We start from the raw sequence: 17,866 nt of genomic DNA on the forward strand, positions 1-17,866 counted from the left end.
GGGGAGGGGCCCTCCGCGTTGCCCGCATGTTTCCGTCGACAAGTACTAGGACGTCCGAGTAAATTAGTAGGACGTCCTAATAGCTGTGCCGCCCCGTCGCCGTGGCGGCCGTACGGAGCGGAGTTCGGGGTCATGGACGCCGAGGAGATCGAGCGCGGACGGCAGCGCTGGCAGCAGCGGTACGACAAGGCCCGCAAGCGGGACGCGGACTTCACCACCCTCTCCGGCGACGAGGTCGAGCCGGTCTACGGCCCGCCTGCCGGGCAGGCCCAGGAGGGCTTCGAGCGGATCGGCTGGCCGGGCGAGTACCCGTACACCCGCGGCCTCCACCCGACCGGCTACCGGGGCCGTACCTGGACCATCCGCCAGTTCGCCGGCTTCGGCAACGCGCAGCAGACCAACGAGCGCTACCGGATGATCCTGGACGCGGGCGGCGGCGGCCTCTCGGTCGCCTTCGACATGCCCACCCTGATGGGCTACGACTCGGACGACCCCAAGTCGCTCGGCGAGGTCGGCCACTGCGGCGTGGCCATCGACTCGGCCGCCGACATGGAGGTGCTGTTCGCCGGCATCCCGCTCGGCGAGGTCACCACCTCGATGACGATCAGCGGCCCGGCCGTCCCGATCTTCTGCATGTACCTGGTCGCCGCCGAACGGCAGGGCGTCGACCCGGCGGTGCTCAACGGCACCCTGCAGACGGACATCTTCAAGGAGTACATCGCACAGAAGGAGTGGCTCTTCGCCCCCGAGCCGCACCTGCGCCTGATCGGCGACCTGATGGCCTACTGCGCCGAGGGCATCCCCGCGTACAAGCCGCTGTCCGTCTCCGGCTACCACATCCGCGAGGCCGGGGCGACGGCCGCGCAGGAGCTGGCGTACACCCTCGCGGACGGCTTCGGCTACGTCGAGCTGGGCCTGTCCCGCGGCCTGGACGTGGACGTCTTCGCGCCCGGCCTGTCTTTCTTCTTCGACGCCCACCTGGACTTCTTCGAGGAGATCGCCAAGTTCCGCGCCGCGCGCCGGATCTGGGCCCGCTGGATGCGCGACCGCTTCGGCGCCAAGACCGACAAGGCGCAGTGGCTGCGCTTCCACACCCAGACCGCAGGCGTCTCGCTCACCGCGCAGCAGCCGTACAACAACGTGGTCCGCACCGCCGTCGAGGCGCTGGCCGCGGTGCTCGGCGGCACCAACTCGCTGCACACCAACGCCCTGGACGAGACCCTGGCGCTGCCCTCCGAGCAGGCCGCCGAGATCGCCCTGCGCACCCAGCAGGTGCTGATGGAGGAGACCGGCGTCGCCAACGTGGCCGACCCGCTGGGCGGTTCCTGGTACGTCGAGGCGCTGACCGACCGGATCGAGCAGCAGGCCGAGGCGATCTTCCAGCGGATCCTGGACAGGGGCCGCGAGGACCACGAGATCGGCCCGATCACCTCCGGCATCCTGCGCGGCATCGAGGAGGGCTGGTTCACCGGCGAGATCGCCGAGGCGGCCTTCCAGTACCAGCAGTCGGTGGAGAAGGGCGAGAAGCGCGTGGTCGGCGTCAACTGCCACCCGCGCAGCGTCACCCCGGAGCTGGAGATCCTGCGGGTCAGCCACGAGGTCGAGCGCGAGCAGGTCCGCGTGCTGGGCGAGCGCAAGGCGGCGCGGGACGAGGCGGCGGTGCGGGCCGGGCTGGACGCCATGCTGGCGGCGGCGCGCTCGGGCGAGTCGATGATCCCGCCGATGCTGGACGCGGTGCGCGCCGAGGCGACGCTGGGCGAGATCTGCAACGCGCTGCGGCAGGAGTGGGGGACGTACCAGGAGAACGCGACGTTCTGACCGCGCCGGTCCTCCGGCCGCGCCGCTCCTCCGAGTGCGGCCGAGCGGCCGCCGGGGCGGACAGCCGCCCGTACGGGGTTCCGTACGGGCGGCTCCGTCGTGCCCTCAGCAGGTGGTGAGCGGTCCCAGCAGCAGGTCGGTGAAGCGGCGGGTCCACGCGGGGGTGATCGGCTCGCCGCTGACCAGGACGCGGTGCTCGACCGTGCCCGCGATGGTGTCGAAGATGATGTCGACCTCCTCGTGGGCGGACGCGGCGTCGAGGTCCGCCTCGAGTTCGCCGCGGGCCTGGGCGGCTGCCCGGCCCTGGCGGACCAGCCGCTTCTGCGGGTCCACGATGGCCTCGCGGATCCGGCGGTGCAGCTGCCGGTCGCGGATGCCCTCGGCGAACAGCGCGAGCAGCGCGGCCTGGGTCTCGGGGCGGGCCAGCAGGTCGGCGAACTGGGCGACCACGGCCTCGATGTCGGCCCGCAGGCTGCCGAGGTCGGGCATCACCAGGTCGTCGAAGAGGGTGGCGACGGCGTCGACCACGAGTTCGTTCTTGGAGGGCCAGCGCCGGTAGAGGGTGGTCTTGGCGACCCCGGCGCGGCTCGCCACGTGGCCCATGGTCAGTCCGCCCCAGCCGAGTTCGGCGAGGGCTTCGCGGGTGGCGTCGAGGATCGCGCGGTCGGCGGCGGCGCTGCGCGGGCGGCCCTTGGCGCGGGCGGCGTTGGCGGCCTCCGGGACCGTGCTCGCCGGGATCGGGCACACCGGTCGGGTGCGGTCCGGGCTCGCGGGGGGCTGGGCGGCCGGCACCGGGCCTCCTTGCGCTTTACTGGTAAGTAACTTGGGTGGGGCTGGTAACGGTAGCGACTGTTCGCCGATTCGGGGAGCCGGGCCGCCCGGGAAAGTGGGGCAGGTCACGTCCCCGAACCGCCGGTGGGGCTTGCGGCCGGGGCACCGCCTCCAGTTACGCTACGACTCGTAGCGAAAGCAGTGACAACCAGGCGCCGCACCCGTGGGACGGGAGCGGCGCGGGCGCGGGTGGGGATCCGCGCCGAACGGTCCAGGCTACCGGGGGAGGGGCGCGGAGCCCGGGAACCCGCGCCGCGCGGCCCGCGCGGGGCGACTTTCCCGAGGTTGGTGCCCGACAGCGGCGCGAACGGGGGAGGATGGTGCCATGCAGCCACGGAATTCGCGTCTCAACAGCTCCGCCCTGCGCGGCGCGGTCGACCTCGCCGCAGTGAAGGCGGCCGGCGAGGCCGCCCAGAAGGCCGAGCAGGCCCGGGCCGAGCGGGCCCGTCAGACGGCCGCCGCCGAAGCGGCCGGGACCGTCCCCGCCGAGTCCGCCCACCGGCTCGTCATCGACGTCACCGAGGACACCTTCGAGGTCGAGGTCGTCCAGCGCTCCACCGAGGTGCCGGTCGTCATCGACTTCTGGGCCGAGTGGTGCGGCCCCTGCAAGCAGCTCAGCCCGGTCCTGGAGGGCCTGGTCGAGGAGTACGCGGGCCGCTTCGTGCTCGCCAAGATCGACGTGGACTCCAACCAGCTGCTCGCCCAGCAGTTCGGCATCCAGGGCATCCCGGCCGTGATGGCCGTGGTGGCCGGCCAGCTGGTCCCGTTGTTCCAGGGCGCGGAGAGCGCCGCCAACATCCGCAAGGTGCTGGACCAGCTGATCCTGGTCGCCGAGCAGCGCTTCGGCGTGGGTGGCGGCGCGGCCGTCCCGGGCGAGGCCCCGGCTGCCGCCCCGCAGCGTCCCGAGGACCCGGCGCTGTCCGCCGCGCACGACGCGCTGGACGCCGGCGACCTGGGCGGCGCCGTCCGGGCGTACCGGAACGTGCTGGTCGACCAGCCGGGCAACACCGAGGCCAAGCTGGGCCTGGCCCAGGCCGAACTCCTGCAGCGGGTCGAGGGCTTGGACCTGCAGGCCGTCCGGGCGGCGGCCGCGGCGGACCCGAAGGACGTCGGGATCCAGCTCCAGGCGGCCGACCTGGACCTGGTCGGCGGTCACGTCGAGGACGCCTTCGGGCGCCTGGTGGACACCGTCGGCCGGACGGCGGGCGAGGACCGGGACACCGCCCGGCTGCGTCTGCTGGAGCTGTTCGAGGTGATCGGGTCGGAGGACCCGCGGGTCGCCGCGGCCCGTACGGCGCTGGCGCGCGTGCTGTTCTGAGGCCCGTTCGGGTCCGCTCCGGGCTCGCCCGGGGCCTGGCTCCGGTCCGGTCCGGACCGGGTTCGGGACCGCTCCGGAACCGTCGGCTGGCACGGCGGATGACCTGCGGTGTCGCCAGGTGATTTGGCGACAATCCGGTCAACCGGACAGAGGTTTACCAAATCTTGATTTCACCCGTGGGTGGTCACTATGCGTGACCACCCACGGGTGTTTCGCTGGCGTTTCCGGCAGATTTCGCCGTCACGTTTCCTTCAAGGCGTCACGCACGGTGTAGATCGCTCCGATTTCATGATCGACACCACCGGATGTTGCATTACCCGTCAGTAAGGCACCCCTTGTGCTTCGCCCGGGATTCAAGCAGCATCGGCGTCGCCCGGTCCCGGACTCCACACCCCGACAACCCGTCGGTCACGCGGAGTGCGGGATCCCCACCGGGCGATCCGCCGACCCCGGTCGGCGGTAGGGAGGGCAGGGGGGTATCCGCGGTCCCACGGCGGTTCCTGTCCTTCGACCGGCCGCGCGGCCCTGCGCGGTCGCTGGTTGTCGCTCGGGGGTGATCGCCGATGTCGTCGGTCCTGCCCGCCGCCCCACAAGGTCGGCCGGTGCTTGGCCGGGAGGGCCGCTTCATGCGGGCCGCTCCCGCGTCCGACGACGCTCAAGGCGCTCTCCGCTACCGAGGACGTAGCTCTCTCCCATCCCAGGCCCCCACCGGCGCGGGAAGCGCCGCCGGGGAGCCGGAGATGTACGTCCTAGAAGGAGGACTCGCATGTCCAAGACCTACGGCAAGACCCGCTGGAAGCGCTTCGCCCTGGTGATGGTGCCGAGCGTCGCGGCCACCGCGATGGTCGGCGTCTCGATCGCCAACAGCGCGCTCGCCGCCTCGTTCAGCATTTCCGGCCAGCAGTTCAAGGTCAGCACTTCGCACCTTGAGGGCAAGAACTTCGCCCAGTTCGGCACCGTCGACATCGAAGCCAAGGGCACGCCGCACCCGGTTGCCGTCTCGGCCTTCGACTCGGCCGACATCACCAACCTGTGCCAGTCCGTGGTGACCGACCTGTCGGCGTTCGGCCTCGGCAAGATCACCCTCCAGCTGAACGCCGGTGGCCCGGGCAGCAAGCCGGTGCACGCCGACAACCTGCTCATCGACCTGGAGCAGCTGAAGGCGGACGCGACGTTCAAGAACATCAACATCGGCCAGGACGCGTCCACCCTCAAGGGCAGCGCGACCCAGGGCTGGGCCCCCCACGCGGGCGTCCAGGCCGCGGGCGGTGGCAAGGGCCTGCCGACCGGCGCCACGGGCTTCGCCCAGGCAGCCGACTCGGCCATCCTGGACAACGTCCAGCAGACCGCGCGCGCCACCTCGGCCGGCAACTTCGTGCTCAGCGGCCTCAACCTGTCGCTCAAGCAGGGTGACGGTCCGGGCATCGAGTGCTTCTGAGCCCTGTCTGACGGTGCGCCCGGCGGCGTACCGGAGTGACGGGTCTCCCAGGGCCGGGGGCGGCGGACCGTTCGCCGTTCCCGGCCTCACGCCAATATGTTCTCCCCCTCGTAGAGACATCGAGGAGCTGCACCATGTCCAGCGCAACGGTCGAACCCCGGACCGGCCACCAGAACCCGATCAACTGGCTTTGGCGGCACTTCCGTGTCTTCCGCCGCACGAGGCCCTTCTGGGGCGGCCTGCTGGCCATGATCGCCGGCGTCCCGATCCTCTACTTCCCGTACGCGCACCTCTCGCTCGGTGGCGTGACCATCGCGATGTCGACCACGGCCGGTGCCGGGTCGATGATCATCGGGGTGCTGCTGATGATCCTCGGACTCACCGGGTGGTTCCAGCCGGCCGTCCGGGTGTTCGCGGGCATCGCCACCATCCTGCTGACTCTGGTCTCGATCCCGGTCTCCAACCTGGCGGGCTTCGGGCTGGCGCTGCTGCCCGGCCTCATCGGCGGCGGCCTGATGGTCTCCTGGGCGCCGCTGCCGGAGCCCGAGGAGGGGGCGCAGGCCAAGGCCGGCCGTCGTCGCCGTCGGGGTGAGGGTGCGGACGACACGACGGCGGAGAACGCCGTGGCGCAGAGCGTCGCCACAGCGCCGGTCACCGCCACCGAGCCGACGACCGCCACGGAGCCGACTGCCGAAGCTGCGGTGGAGCCCGCCGCCGAGGCGCCGACCGCCCAACTCCCCGCTCAGGCAACGCTGCAGGAGCCGGCCGCCGAGGCCGCCCCGAAACAGCCCGCCGAGGCCGCCGTCCCGAAGCAGGCCGGCGCCGCCGATCCGGAGGGGGCGCGGTGACCGGGCCGGCCGAGCAAGCCGACGGTACGGCCGTCCCGGCGCAGCGCGGCCGGCACGCGGCCCCGCGCACGCCCGTACGGGTCCGGCTGAGAGGTCGCGCGCTGGCGATGGCCGCGGTGCCGACCGCGCTGCTGATGGCCGCCGCCTACACGCCCAGCCCGGCGATCGCCGAGTCCGCGGCGGGCAAGCCCTGCGGCAACGCCCCGGTCGCCGTTCCGGACGTCGCGCCGATCGAGACGCCCGTCCCGAAGAGCGAGCTGCCCGAGCCGCCGCCGGGGCCGTCCCCCGAGCCGACCACGGCGCCGACCGGGGCGCCGACGGCCGGGCCCTCGACCGGCCCGACCGCGGTGCCGACGCAGGCCCCGACCCAGGCGCCGACCCAGCAGCCCACCTCGCCGGTGAAGCCGCCGGCCGCCGCGTCGCCGGCCGCCCAGCCGCCGGCCGCCCGTTCGGCCGCCACCGGCGGCGACGCGGTCGCGTCGGGCATGGACCGGCAGGGCGCCGGGAGCGGCCCGGGCGCGGTGACCCAGGCCGGGCTGATCGACGACATCGTCGGCGGTATCAACCACCTGCTGAACCCCACCGCCTCGCCGAGCCCCGGCCCGACCCAGACCCCCAAGCCGGGCGCGACCGCGTCGGCCACGACCCCGGCGCCTGCTACCACCCCGGCCGACCCGGCCTCGGCCCAGGCCCCGCGATCCGGCCCCCCGGCCCAGCCGCAGGCGGCGGCCGCCACCCCGGATGCCGCGCCGACCGCGGCCCGGCCGTCCGGCGGCGCGCCCTCGCCCGCCGCGACGCCGAGCGGGAAGGCGAGCCCCAAGGCGACGCCCTCCGCGGGTTCCTCCGGTACGGCCTCGCCCACCGCGGGCGCCACCGGCACCCCGTCGGCCACGCCGACCGACAACCCCAACTGCGCTGTGGACGCCCGGAGTCTGACGGCCGGCGCGGCCGCCTCCGGGCACGTCGTCCCGGAGCAGAACTGGACGCTGAAGACGAGCCGGCTGGCCCTGCACGGCGCGGCCTTCCACGGTGTCTACGACGTGAAGACCCCGACCGGCAGCAAGCGGGTGCTGAAGTTCGTCGTCGACAGCGTGGACATCGACAACCTCGACATGTCGACCCTGGAGGGCAACGGTGTGACCTTCCACGTCCAGGGCGCTCCGGGTTCCACCTCGACCATGCGCGACGGCCAGGTCACCATGTACGTGGAGCGGCTGTCCGGTCACCTCTCGAAGGTGCTGGGCCTGCCGATCCCGATCGACCTGGGCGAGATCACCCTCACCCCGGACACCCTGCCGCGCTGGCTGTACGACCTGATCGGCGCCATCCCGATCCCGCTGGACCTGGAGCTGACCGGCGTCACCGCCAAGCAGGCCGGCCAGTTCGGCGGCACCCTGCACATCCCGGGGATGCACCTGTTCAACGACGACGCGCCCTACAGCGACAAGTAGCGGTGCGGCGGACGCCGTGACGCCCGTGGGGCGGCCCTCCGTACGGGAGGACCGCCCCACGGGCGTTCTGACGGGCGGGTGCTCACTCGCCCCGGGTGCCGAGGTGGTGCACCTGCACCATGTTGGTGGTGCCGGGGATGCCGACCGGGACACCGGCGGTGACGATGACGGTCTCGCCCTCGGCGAGCCGGCCCAGCCGCAGCAGCTCACGGTCGACCTGGGCGACCATGGCGTCGGTGGTGGCCACCTGCTCGGTGACGTACGCCTCGACGCCCCAGCTCAGCGACAGCTGGTTGCGGGTCGCGGAGTCGGGGGTGAACGCGATCACCGGGATCGGCGAGCGGTAGCGGGACAGCCGGCGGGCGGTGTCGCCGGACTTGGTGAACGCGACCAGCGCCTTCCCGTCGAGGAAGTCGCCCAGCTCGCACGCGGCGCGGGCGACCGAGCCGCCCTGGGTGCGCGGCTTGCGACCCGGGTTGAGCGGCTGCAGGCCCTGGGAGACGAGCTCCTCCTCGGCCTTCTCGCAGATCCGGCTCATGGTGCGGACGGTCTCGACCGGGTACTTGCCGACGCTGGACTCGGCGGAGAGCATCACCGCGTCGGTACCGTCCAGGATGGCGTTGGCGACGTCGGAGACCTCGGCGCGGGTCGGGCGCGAGGCGTGGATCATCGACTCCATCATCTGGGTGGCGACGATGACCGGCTTGGCGTTGCGGCGGGCCAGGGTGACCAGCTGCTTCTGGACCAGCGGCACCCGCTCCAGCGGGTACTCGACGGCGAGGTCGCCGCGGGCGACCATGATGGCGTCGAAGGCGAGGACGATCTCCTCCATGGCCTCGACGGCCTGCGGCTTCTCGATCTTGGCGATGACCGGCACCCGGATGCCGACCTCGTCCATGACCTCGTGGACGTCCTTGATGTCGTCCGCGTTGCGGACGAAGGACAGGGCGACCATGTCGACGCCCAGGCGCAGCGCGAAGCGCAGGTCGTCCTTGTCCTTCTCGGACAGGGCGGGCACGTTCACGGCCGCGCCGGGCAGGTTGATGCCCTTGTTGTTCGAGAGCACGCCGCCCTCGACCACCACGGTCTTCACCCGCGGGCCGTCGACGCTGACGACCTCCAGGGCGATGACGCCGTCGTTGATCAGGATCGGGTCGCCGGGCTTCACGTCGCCGGGCAGGCCCTTATAGGTGGTGCCGCAGATGTGCTGGTCACCGGGGACGTCTTCGGTGGTGATGGTGAACTCGTCGCCGTTGTCGACGGTCACCGGGCCGTTGGCGAAGGTCGCCAGACGGATCTTCGGACCCTGGAGGTCGGCCAGGACGCCGATGGCCTTGCCGGTGTCCTCCGAGACCTGGCGGACCTTGTGGTACCGCTCTTCGTGGTCCGCGTGGTTGCCGTGGCTCATGTTCAGTCGGGCGACGTTCATGCCCGCCTCGACGATGGCCTTCAGCTGTTCGTAGGAGTCCGTCGCCGGACCCAGGGTGCAGACAATTTTCGCTCGGCGCATATGGATCAGTCTATCCGTTCGTGTTATGGGTGCATTCGGCACGGACCGGGAGGAATCGCCGACGAATAATTCCGAGGAGTGAGACGATTCCGTGTCAGTCCTCGGACCCCTGGTGTTCCCGGTGCACCAGTGCGAAGGTCTGCCGGGCGATCTCCAGCTCCTCGTCGGTGGGCACCACCGCGACCGCCACCCGGGCGTACGCGGGCGAGACGATCCGGGCCTCGCCGGAGCGCACCGAGTTCAGCTCCGGGTCCACGGCGATGCCCAGCTCCTCCAGCCCCGCGGTGGCCGCCGCGCGCACCGGCGCCGCGTTCTCCCCGACCCCCGCGGTGAACGCGATCGCGTCCACCCGGCCGAGCACCGCGTAGTAGCCGCCGATGTACTTGCGCAGCCGGTGGACGTACGAGTCGAAGGCGAGCTGCGCGTCCGCGTCCCCCTCGTCCGCTCGGCGCATGATCTCGCGCATGTCGTTGTCGCCGCACAGGCCGCGCAGGCCGCTGCGGCGGTTGAGCAGGTCGTCGATCTCGTCGATCGACAGGCCGCCGACCCGGTGCAGGTGGAACACCACGCCGGCGTCGATGTCGCCCGAGCGGGTGCCCATGACCAGGCCCTCCAGCGGGGTCAGGCCCATCGAGGTGTCCACGCAGCGACCGCCGCTGACCGCCGAGGCGGAGGCGCCGTTGCCCAGGTGCAGCACGATCACGTTGACCTCGGCCGGGTCCTTGCCGAGCAGCCGGGCGGTGGCCCGCGAGACGTACTGGTGCGAGGTGCCGTGGAAGCCGTAGCGGCGCACCCGGTGCTCGTCGGCGACGGCCTTGTCGATCGCGTACCGGGCGGCGGACTCGGGCATCGAGGCGTGGAAGGCGGTGTCGAAGACGGCCACCTGGGGGAGGTCGGGGCGCAGCGCCCGGGCGACCTCGATGCCGGTGATGTTGGCCGGGTTGTGCAGCGGGGCGACCGGGATCAGCCGGCGGATCTCCCGGAGCACCTCGTCGGTGATGACGGTCGGTTCGGTGAACCGCTTGCCGCCGTGCACCACCCGGTGGCCGATCGCGGCCAGCTCGGGGGAGTCCAGCCCGAGGCCGTCGGCGGCCAGTTCCTCGGCGACGGCCTTCAGCGCGGCGCTGTGGTCCGGGAAGACCTGCGAGGCCTCGCGCCGCTCGCCCGTGCGCGGGGTGTGCACCAGGCGGCCGCCGGCCTCGCCGATCCGCTCGACCAGCCCGGAGGCCAGTCGGGCGCCGTCCAGCATGTCGATCAGCTGGTACTTCACCGACGAGGAGCCGGCGTTCAGCACCAGGACGCGGGTGCCGTCACTCATGCGCCCACCTCCGCGACGCGCGCGGCGGTCGTTCCGCGGAACGTGCACCTGCCGATGGTCCTCCCCCAGCCCTCGGCCGGGGGGCCTCCACGCTCCGCTCACTCATGCCTGCGCCTCCTTGCGGTCCTGGGACTGAATGGCGGTGATCGCGACCGTGTTGACGATGTCCTGCACCAGCGCCCCACGCGACAGGTCGTTGACGGGTTTGCGCAGCCCCTGCAGCACCGGTCCGACCGCGACCGCGCCGGCCGAGCGCTGCACGGCCTTGTAGGTGTTGTTGCCGGTGTTGAGGTCCGGGAAGATCAGCACGGTGGCCCGACCGGCGACCGGCGAGCCCGGCAGCTTGGTGGCCGCGACGTGCTCGTCCACCGCCGCGTCGTACTGGATCGGGCCCTCCACCAGGATGTCCGGCCGCAGCTCGCGGACGAGCTCGGTGGCCTTGCGGACCTTGTCGACGTCCGCGCCCGAGCCCGAGGTGCCGGTCGAGTACGAGAGCATCGCGACCCGCGGTTCGACACCGAACTGGGCGGCGGTCGCGGCGGCCTGGATCGCGATGTCGGCCAGCTGCTGGGCGTCCGGGTCGGGGTTGACCGCGCAGTCGCCGTACACCAGCACCCTGTCGGCCAGGCACATGAAGAAGACGGAGGAGACGATCGAGGCGCCCGGCGAGGTCTTGATCACCTCGAAGGCGGGCCGGATGGTGGCCGCGGTGGAGTGCGCCGCGCCGGACACCATGCCGTCCGCGATGCCCTCCTGGACCATCAGGGTGCCGAAGTAGGAGACATCGGTGACCACGTCCAGGGCCAGCTCGACGGTCATCCCCCGGTGGGCCCGCAGCCGTGCGTACAGCTCGGCGAACTGGCGGCGCAGCGGGCTGGTGGTCGGGTCGACGATCCGGACCTGCGCGCGGTCGGCGGCCGGGTCTTCCCCGGCCCGGCTGCCGGCAGGTGCCCCCACCTGGGGCAGTTCGATGCCGAGGCCGGCGGCCTTGCGGCGCACCGCGTCCGGCTCGCCGAGCAGGGTGAGGTCGCAGATGTTGCGGCGCAGCAGGATCTCGGCGGCGCGCAGCACCCGCTCGTCGGTGCCCTCGGGCAGCACCACGTGCCGACGGCCGGCCCGGGCGCGTTCCAGCAGCTCGTGCTCGAACATCATCGGGGTGACCCGCTCGGACCGGCCGACCTCGATCAGGTTGGTCAACTCGGCGGTGTCGACGTGCAGTTCGAACAGGCCGAGGGCGATCTCGGCCTTCCGTGGGCTGGCCGCGGTGAGCTTGCCCTCCAGGTGGGTCAGGGTGGCGGCGGTGGGCCAGCTGCCCTCCGGGACGACCGCGACCGGGGTGCCCGGGGCGAGCCGGGCGGCCAGCGCCATCACGTTCGGGCCGGGGTGCTGGCCGAGTGTCAGCAGCACGCCGGCGATCGGCGGGGCGCCGGCGGCGTGCGCGGCCAGGGAGCCGATCACCAGGTCGGCGCGGTCCCCGGGGGTGACGACCAGCGCGCCCTCGGTCAGCGCGTCCAGGAAGGTCGGCAGCATCGCGCCGCCGAAGACGTAGCCGCGCACGTCCCGGGCCAGGCCGGAGGCGTCCCCGAGCAGCACCTCGGCGCCGGTCGCCTCGACCAGCTGGGAGACGGTCGGCGCGGCCAGCGCCGGCTCCTCCGGGATGACGTAGGCGGGGATGGGCAGCTTCTCGGTGAGTTTGCGCTGGATCCGCTGCTTGCCGCCGGGGGCGACCCGGTTGGCGATCATCGCCAGGGTCTCGCAGCCGAGGTCGGTGTACGCCCGGTGGGCGTTGCGCACCTCGGCGATCACGGCCTCCGGGTCCCCGGCGTGCCCGCCGACCACCGGCAGCACGGCGGCGCCGAACTCGTTGGCGAGGCGGGCGTTGAAGGCCAGCTCGTCCGGGATGTTGGTGTCGGCGAAGTCGGTGCCGAGCACCAGCACCGCCTGGCAGCGCCGTTCCAGCGCGCGGAACCGGTCGACCAGGACGGAGACCAGCTCGTCCTGTCCCCGGGCGGCCTGCAGGGCGGCGGCCTCCTCGTAGGTGAGGCCGTACAGCTCGGTGCCCGGCAGGTCGATCCGGTAGCGGCCGCGCAGCAGCTCGACCACGTGGTCCGATCCCGGCTGCCCGGGCGCGGCGGCGTGCACCAGCGGGCGGAAGACCCCGACCCGGTCCACCTGGCGGGTGAGCAGTTCCATGACCCCGAGTTCGACGGCCTGGCGGCCGTCCCCCCGGTCGATCCCGGTCACGTACACGCTGCGCGCCACGCGGATGTCTCCGTCCCGTCGTCTCGGTGGGTGGTCATCTCGACCATACCTTCGCACCGCGAACGGCCGTCCGCGAGCAGAGGCGGGCCGGGTGGGCAAGGGACGAAGGTCATGCCGGGAGGCGGCGGAGGTCGGGAGCGGGAGGCGACGGAGGCAGGGCCCGCGCCGCCGGGGTCAGGGCCGGGTGTCGGCGAGCTCCGAGCCGGACAGCTCCACGGTCACCCCGCCGAGGAAGACCTCCGACACGCGCCGGTCCACCAGCCAGCCGTGCGGATGCACGAGGGCGCTGCCTCGGCCGGGGGTCCAGCCGTCGGCGGCGAGCGCCGCCCGTACCCGGGTCTCCACCTCGGACGCCGGTAGCCCGGTGGTGCTGCGGAGGGTGAGGGTCCGGGAGCAGAAGTTCGAGCCGCAGTAGCCCTCGTCGACGTGGTCGAGGGTCACCCCGGGCGGCAGCGGCACCTCGGCCGCGCTCGGGAGGAAGGAGCCGTAGGCGACGAGCTGGTAGGCGAAGGCGATGACCATCCCGACGACGGAATGGGCGCAGATCGCGACGGCGGCCCCGCTGACCGGGTCGACGAACCGGTTTTTCGGCCGTGGGCCCCGCAGCCGCGTCTCGCCCAGCACGCCCACGAGGATCGCCAGGGCCGCGACGAACGGGTACCCGGCCTCCAGCTCGGCGGTGAACCGGACGAAGAACCACTCGCGCTCCAGGCCCACGATGGCGCCGGCCAGGCCCGCCAGGACGGTGAAGACCGCGGCGCCGATCGCCCGGGTCCGCACCACCACCGCCCAGCAGGCGAAGGGCACCAGGAGGTAGAGCCACCCCAGCAACGTCCACGGCCACACGAGCAAGCCCCCCGCCTGCCGGCGATCAGTTCCAGGCGGGGAGCTTAGGGCATGCCGTCGATCCGCGGGCAGGATTCGGCGACAGGCCCGGGCGCTCAGGCCGGGCGGAGCCAGAGGGTGGAGAGCGGCGGGAGGATCAGTTCGGCGGAGCGGGGCTGGCCGTCCCATTCCACCGCTTCGGCCTTGACCGGGTGGGAGTTTCCGATGCCGCTGCCGCCGTACTCCTCGGCGTCGGTGTTCAGCAGTTCCTCCCACAGCTGGTCCCGGCCAGCCAGCCGGGGCAGGCCGACCCGGCGGCCGTGCCGGACGACGGGGGAGAAGTTGCAGACCGCGACCAGCGGGGTGCCGTCGGCCGCGTAGCGGACGTAGGAGAGCAGGTTGTCGTCGGCGGCGCCGCCGTCGAGCCAGCGGAAGCCGTCCGGGGTGGTGTCCAGCTCCCACAGGGCGGGGGTGTCGAGGTAGCGCCGGTTGAGGTCGCGGACCAGGCGGCGCACGCCGCGGTGGTCCCGGTGGGCCGGCCACTGCTCGTCGAGCACCCACCACTGCGGGCCCTGCTCGTGGTCCCACTCCGCGCCTTGGGCGAACTCCTGCCCCATGTACAGCAGTTGCTTGCCCGGGTGGGACCACATGAAGCCCAGGTAGGCGCGGTGGTTGGCGCGCTGCTGCCACCAGTCGCCGGGCATCTTGGAGACCAGGGCCTGCTTGCCGTGGACGACCTCGTCGTGCGAGATCGGCAGGACGTAGTTCTCGGAGTAGGCGTACACCATCGAGAAGGTGATCTCGTTGTGGTGGTACTTGCGGTGCACCGGCTCCTTGGACATGTAGACCAGCGAGTCGTGCATCCAGCCCATGTTCCACTTCAGCCCGAAGCCGAGGCCGCCGGCGTCGGTGGGACGGGTGACGCCGTCCCAGGCGGTGGACTCCTCGGCGATGGTGATCACGCCGGGGCAGCGCCGGTAGACGGTGGCGTTCATCTCCTGAAGGAAGGAGGCCGCGTCCAGGTTCTCCCGGCCGCCGTACTGGTTGGGCGTCCAGGCGTCACCCTCGCGGGAGTAGTCCAGGTAGAGCATCGAGGCGACGGCGTCCACCCGCAGGCCGTCGATGTGGAACTCCTCGCACCAGTAGACCGCGTTGGCGACGAGGAAGTTGCGCACCTCCTTGCGGCCGTAGTCGAACTCCAGCGTCCCCCAGTCGGGGTGTTCGGCGCGCTGCGGGTCGGCGGGCTCGTACAGCGGCTCGCCGTCGAAGCGGGCGAGCGCGAAGTCGTCCTTGGGGAAGTGCGCGGGCACCCAGTCGACGATCACGCCGATGCCGTGCCGGTGCAGGGTGTCGACCAGGTACCGGAACTCGTCCGGGCCGCCGAGCCGGGCGGTGGGGGCGTAGTAGCCGGACACCTGGTAGCCCCAGGAGCCGCCGAAGGGGTGCTCCATCACCGGCATGAACTCCACGTGGGTGAAGTTCAACTCCTTCAGGTACCGGGGGAGTTCCTCGGCGATGGCGCGGTAGTCGGTGAGGTCGGGGCGCCAGGAGGGCAGGTGCAGCTCGTACACCGACATCGGTGCCCGGTGGTGCGTGGCGCGGGCCCGGCGGGCCATCCACTCGTCGTCCTGCCACGTGTAGGAGGAGGAGGTGACCACCGAGGCGGTGCCGGGCGGGCACTGGGCGGCCCGGGCGAGCGGGTCGGCCTTGTCGAGCACCCAGCCCTGCCGGGTGTGGACCTCGTACTTGTACGTGGCGCCCTCGGCCAGGTCCGGGACGAACAGCTCCCAGATCCCGGACGAGCCGAGCGAGCGCATCGGGTGCCCGGTGCCGTTCCAGTGGTTGAAGTCGCCGATCAGCCGCACTCCGACCGCGTTGGGCGCCCAGACCGCGAACGCGGTGCCGGCCACGCCGTCGACGGTGCGCACGTGCGAGCCGAGCGCCCGCCACAGCTGCTCGTGCCGGCCTTCGGAGATCAGGTGCAGGTCGAGGTCGCCGAGGGTGGGCGGGGTGCGGTAGCCGTCATGCTGGCGCAGTGGCTCACCGTCCGGGTAGGACACCAGCAGGGAGTAGTCCGGGAGGTCGCCGCCGACCAGCAGGCCGGTGAACAACCCGCTCTGCTGGTGGGTGAGTTCGGCCGGGCCCTCGGGGGTCTCGACGACCACCCGGTCGGCGAACGGGCGCAGCACCCGGATCGCCGTGCCGCCGTGCACGGGGTGCGCGCCGAGCAGTGCGTGCGGGTCGTGGTGCCGCCCGCCCACCAGCCGGTCCACCTCGGACGGCGGCAGCGGCGCCTCGGGCAGGCGCAGGGACCCGGACGGCGCGGTGGGCGGGACGGCGGGCGGCGAGGTGGCCGGCCCGCTCGCCGCCGGGGCCTCGGCCCCGGGCGGGAGGGCCTCCTGGTCCTCGGCCGGGGGCGTGCCCGGGCCAGCCGTGAAGGTGGCCGGAACTGGGCGGTTGGGGCGGCCGGTCGGGTCGAGCGGCGTCACGGCGTGGTCCTCCTGCGGCGGGGGTGGGCGAACTCCTGCGGGCGGTGCGGGGAACGGCGGTGCGGGGCGGGCGAACGGGGGCGGGCGAGCGGGGCGGCGGGGTCGGCGGTCAGACGGACAGGGCGAGCCGGTTGATCGCGGCCAGCGGGATCGGCAGCCAGCTCGGCCGGTGCCGGGCCTCGTACACCACCTCGTAGACCGCCTTGTCGATCTCCAGCGCCCGCATCAGCTCCGGCGAGGCCGCCGGGTCGGCGCCGCCCCCGGCGGTGTAGCCGGCGCAGAAGGCGGTGCGGTTGCGCTGCGCCCAGGCGGCGGCCAGGTGGGCGAGCTCCGGGTCGACCGGGCCGCCGGCCAGCAGGTGGGCGGCGGCGTAGTCGAAGGAGCGGAGCATCGCGGCGACATCGCGCAGGGCGGGCTGTGGTTCGCGCCGTTCGTTGACCGACTTGGCGGGCTCGCCCTCGAAGTCCAGCAGCACCCAGCCGTGCGGGGTCCGCATCGCCTGGCCGAGGTGGAGGTCGCCGTGGATGCGCTGGACCGGCAGGCCGTCCGGGTGGGCGTCGGCGAGTTGCTGGAAGGCGGTGCGCAGCGCGGCCCGGAAGCGCAGCAGTCCGGGGACGGCGGCGACGGCGCTGTCCAGCCGGTCGGCCATCGCGGTGGCGAGCCGACCGGTCTGGGTGCGGTCGAGCCGGGCGACCGGCATCGACCGGGCCAGGACCCGGTGCACCTCGGCGGTGGCCCGGCCGAGCCGGTGCGCCTCGATGGCGAAGTTGCCGGGGGAGCGGTCGCCCTTGAGTCGGCCGACCTGGTCGAGGGCGAGCTCCCAGCCGTCCTCGGCGTCCGGCAGGTAGCGCTGGAGCAGGCCGAGGGTGGCGGGTTCGGCGCGTTCCATCCGGCTCTCGAACCAGGCGGCGACCCGGGGGATCCGGGTGGAGCCGGCCCGGGAGAGGGCGAGCGAGAGTTCGAGGTCGGGGTTGGTGCCGGGGTGGATGCGCCGGAACAGTTTGAGGATGTACGAGGTGCCGTAGATGACCGAGCTGTTGGACTGCTCGGCGGTGGAGGCGCGGCCGGGGAGGTTGGCGGGCAGTCCGGAGCCGGGGGTGCGGCGGAAGGACAGCGAGCCGAAGCGGTCGCCGGTGGCCAGGTGTTCCAGCAGGCGGCCGGTGAGTTCTGGGTCGTGCACCGCGTCGTAGAGGGTCGCGCCGTCGTACGGGCCCTGGCTGAGCCGGCCGAGCACGGCGCCGGGCCCGATGTCCCCGAGCCCCTGCGAGCGGATGCCGAGCAGCAGCTGGTAGATGTCGCCGTGCGGGGCGCCGGCCGTCGTGGCGTGCTCGACCCGCAGCAGCAGGTGCAGCAGGGCCGGGTCGCCGACCTGGAGCGGGGTGCCGACCACGGGGGTGAGGCCGGTGATGGGCCGTCCCTTCCCGGCGTACCAGCGCTGGGTGGGCAGCCACGCGGCGATCAGCGGCAGCGCCGCCTGGACGAGTTCGCTGACCCCCAGGGCTGTTCTCCGGAGCCCGGAGCCCCGCGCGCCGGTCGGCGCGGTGGAGCCGGCCGGGGCGTCGTGCTGCACATGGGCTTGAGAACGGGAGGTTTCGGACATGACTCCCTTTCCCCGGAAGCACGCGGACTGCCCGACGGGTCGTGGCCGGGTCCGTCAGTCTTCCGGATTTCGGCGGCGCGGCGGTCGCGGCACGCGAGCACGGCTCGGGTGTCACGCCTTCGTGTGGGTGGCCGTTGGGCTGTTCTCCGTACGCGGCG

12 protein-coding genes are annotated in these 17,866 nt (G+C 72.9%); 5 read left to right on the forward strand and 7 right to left on the reverse strand.

Annotation, left to right across the window (positions count from 1 at the left end; genetic code table 11):
* Nucleotides 1-132: 132 nt before the first annotated feature.
* Nucleotides 133-1,818, forward strand: coding sequence for a methylmalonyl-CoA mutase family protein (locus AB0D10_RS10665; protein WP_360254062.1), 1,686 nt, complete (start codon nucleotides 133-135; stop codon nucleotides 1,816-1,818).
* A 105-nt stretch (nucleotides 1,819-1,923) separates the two neighbouring features.
* On the opposite strand, the gene AB0D10_RS10670 is transcribed toward AB0D10_RS10665, so the two are convergent.
* A complete protein-coding gene (locus AB0D10_RS10670) occupies nucleotides 1,924-2,556 on the reverse strand; it encodes a TetR/AcrR family transcriptional regulator (RefSeq protein ID WP_360254211.1) in 633 nt (210 codons plus the stop codon).
* Nucleotides 2,557-2,974: 418 nt separating this feature from the next.
* Here AB0D10_RS10670 and AB0D10_RS10675 point away from each other — a divergent pair, with 418 nt between their 5' ends.
* The 4 genes from AB0D10_RS10675 (at nucleotide 2,975) to AB0D10_RS10690 (ending at nucleotide 7,704) form a co-directional block, all read left to right on the forward strand.
* Nucleotides 2,975-3,967 (forward strand): tetratricopeptide repeat protein, encoded by a 993-nt coding sequence (locus tag AB0D10_RS10675; protein WP_360254064.1) that lies wholly within the window; start codon nucleotides 2,975-2,977, stop codon nucleotides 3,965-3,967.
* Nucleotides 3,968-4,733: 766 nt separating this feature from the next.
* Nucleotides 4,734-5,405, forward strand: coding sequence for a DUF6230 family protein (locus tag AB0D10_RS10680; protein ID WP_360254066.1), 672 nt, complete (start codon nucleotides 4,734-4,736; stop codon nucleotides 5,403-5,405).
* A 134-nt stretch (nucleotides 5,406-5,539) separates the two neighbouring features.
* Nucleotides 5,540-6,253, forward strand: coding sequence for a DUF6114 domain-containing protein (locus tag AB0D10_RS10685; protein WP_360254068.1), 714 nt, complete (start codon nucleotides 5,540-5,542; stop codon nucleotides 6,251-6,253).
* A complete protein-coding gene (locus AB0D10_RS10690) occupies nucleotides 6,250-7,704 on the forward strand; it encodes a hypothetical protein (protein WP_360254070.1) in 1,455 nt (484 codons plus the stop codon). The genes AB0D10_RS10685 and AB0D10_RS10690 overlap by 4 nt, the downstream gene beginning before the upstream one ends.
* Before the next feature lie 82 nt (nucleotides 7,705-7,786).
* Here the strand turns inward: AB0D10_RS10690 and pyk are convergent, their stop codons facing one another.
* The 6 genes from pyk to AB0D10_RS10720 all read right to left on the reverse strand — a co-directional run bounded on the left by pyk (nucleotide 7,787) and on the right by AB0D10_RS10720 (nucleotide 17,708).
* Complete coding sequence (pyk, locus tag AB0D10_RS10695; RefSeq protein ID WP_360254072.1) at nucleotides 7,787-9,214, reverse strand: pyruvate kinase; 1,428 nt, start codon at nucleotides 9,212-9,214, stop codon at nucleotides 7,787-7,789.
* Nucleotides 9,215-9,308: 94 nt separating this feature from the next.
* A complete protein-coding gene (locus AB0D10_RS10700) occupies nucleotides 9,309-10,532 on the reverse strand; it encodes an acetate kinase (protein ID WP_360254074.1) in 1,224 nt (407 codons plus the stop codon).
* A gap of 102 nt (nucleotides 10,533-10,634) precedes the next feature.
* Nucleotides 10,635-12,794: a phosphate acetyltransferase gene (gene pta, locus AB0D10_RS10705; protein WP_360254076.1), complete on the reverse strand. Its 2,160-nt coding sequence runs from the start codon at nucleotides 12,792-12,794 to the stop codon at nucleotides 10,635-10,637.
* Nucleotides 12,795-12,968: 174 nt separating this feature from the next.
* A complete protein-coding gene (locus AB0D10_RS10710; RefSeq protein ID WP_360254078.1) occupies nucleotides 12,969-13,646 on the reverse strand; it encodes a hypothetical protein in 678 nt (225 codons plus the stop codon).
* An 89-nt stretch (nucleotides 13,647-13,735) separates the two neighbouring features.
* Nucleotides 13,736-16,108, reverse strand: coding sequence for a 1,4-alpha-glucan branching protein GlgB (glgB, locus tag AB0D10_RS10715; RefSeq protein ID WP_360254080.1), 2,373 nt, complete (start codon nucleotides 16,106-16,108; stop codon nucleotides 13,736-13,738).
* A gap of 109 nt (nucleotides 16,109-16,217) precedes the next feature.
* On the reverse strand, nucleotides 16,218-17,708 hold the full coding sequence (locus AB0D10_RS10720) for a phosphotransferase (RefSeq protein ID WP_360254082.1): 1,491 nt from the start codon (nucleotides 17,706-17,708) through the stop codon (nucleotides 16,218-16,220).
* Between the last annotated feature and the right edge of the window lie 158 nt (nucleotides 17,709-17,866).

Source organism: Kitasatospora sp. NPDC048545 (assembly GCF_040651155.1).
Classification (GTDB): Bacteria; Actinomycetota; Actinomycetes; order Streptomycetales; family Streptomycetaceae; genus Kitasatospora.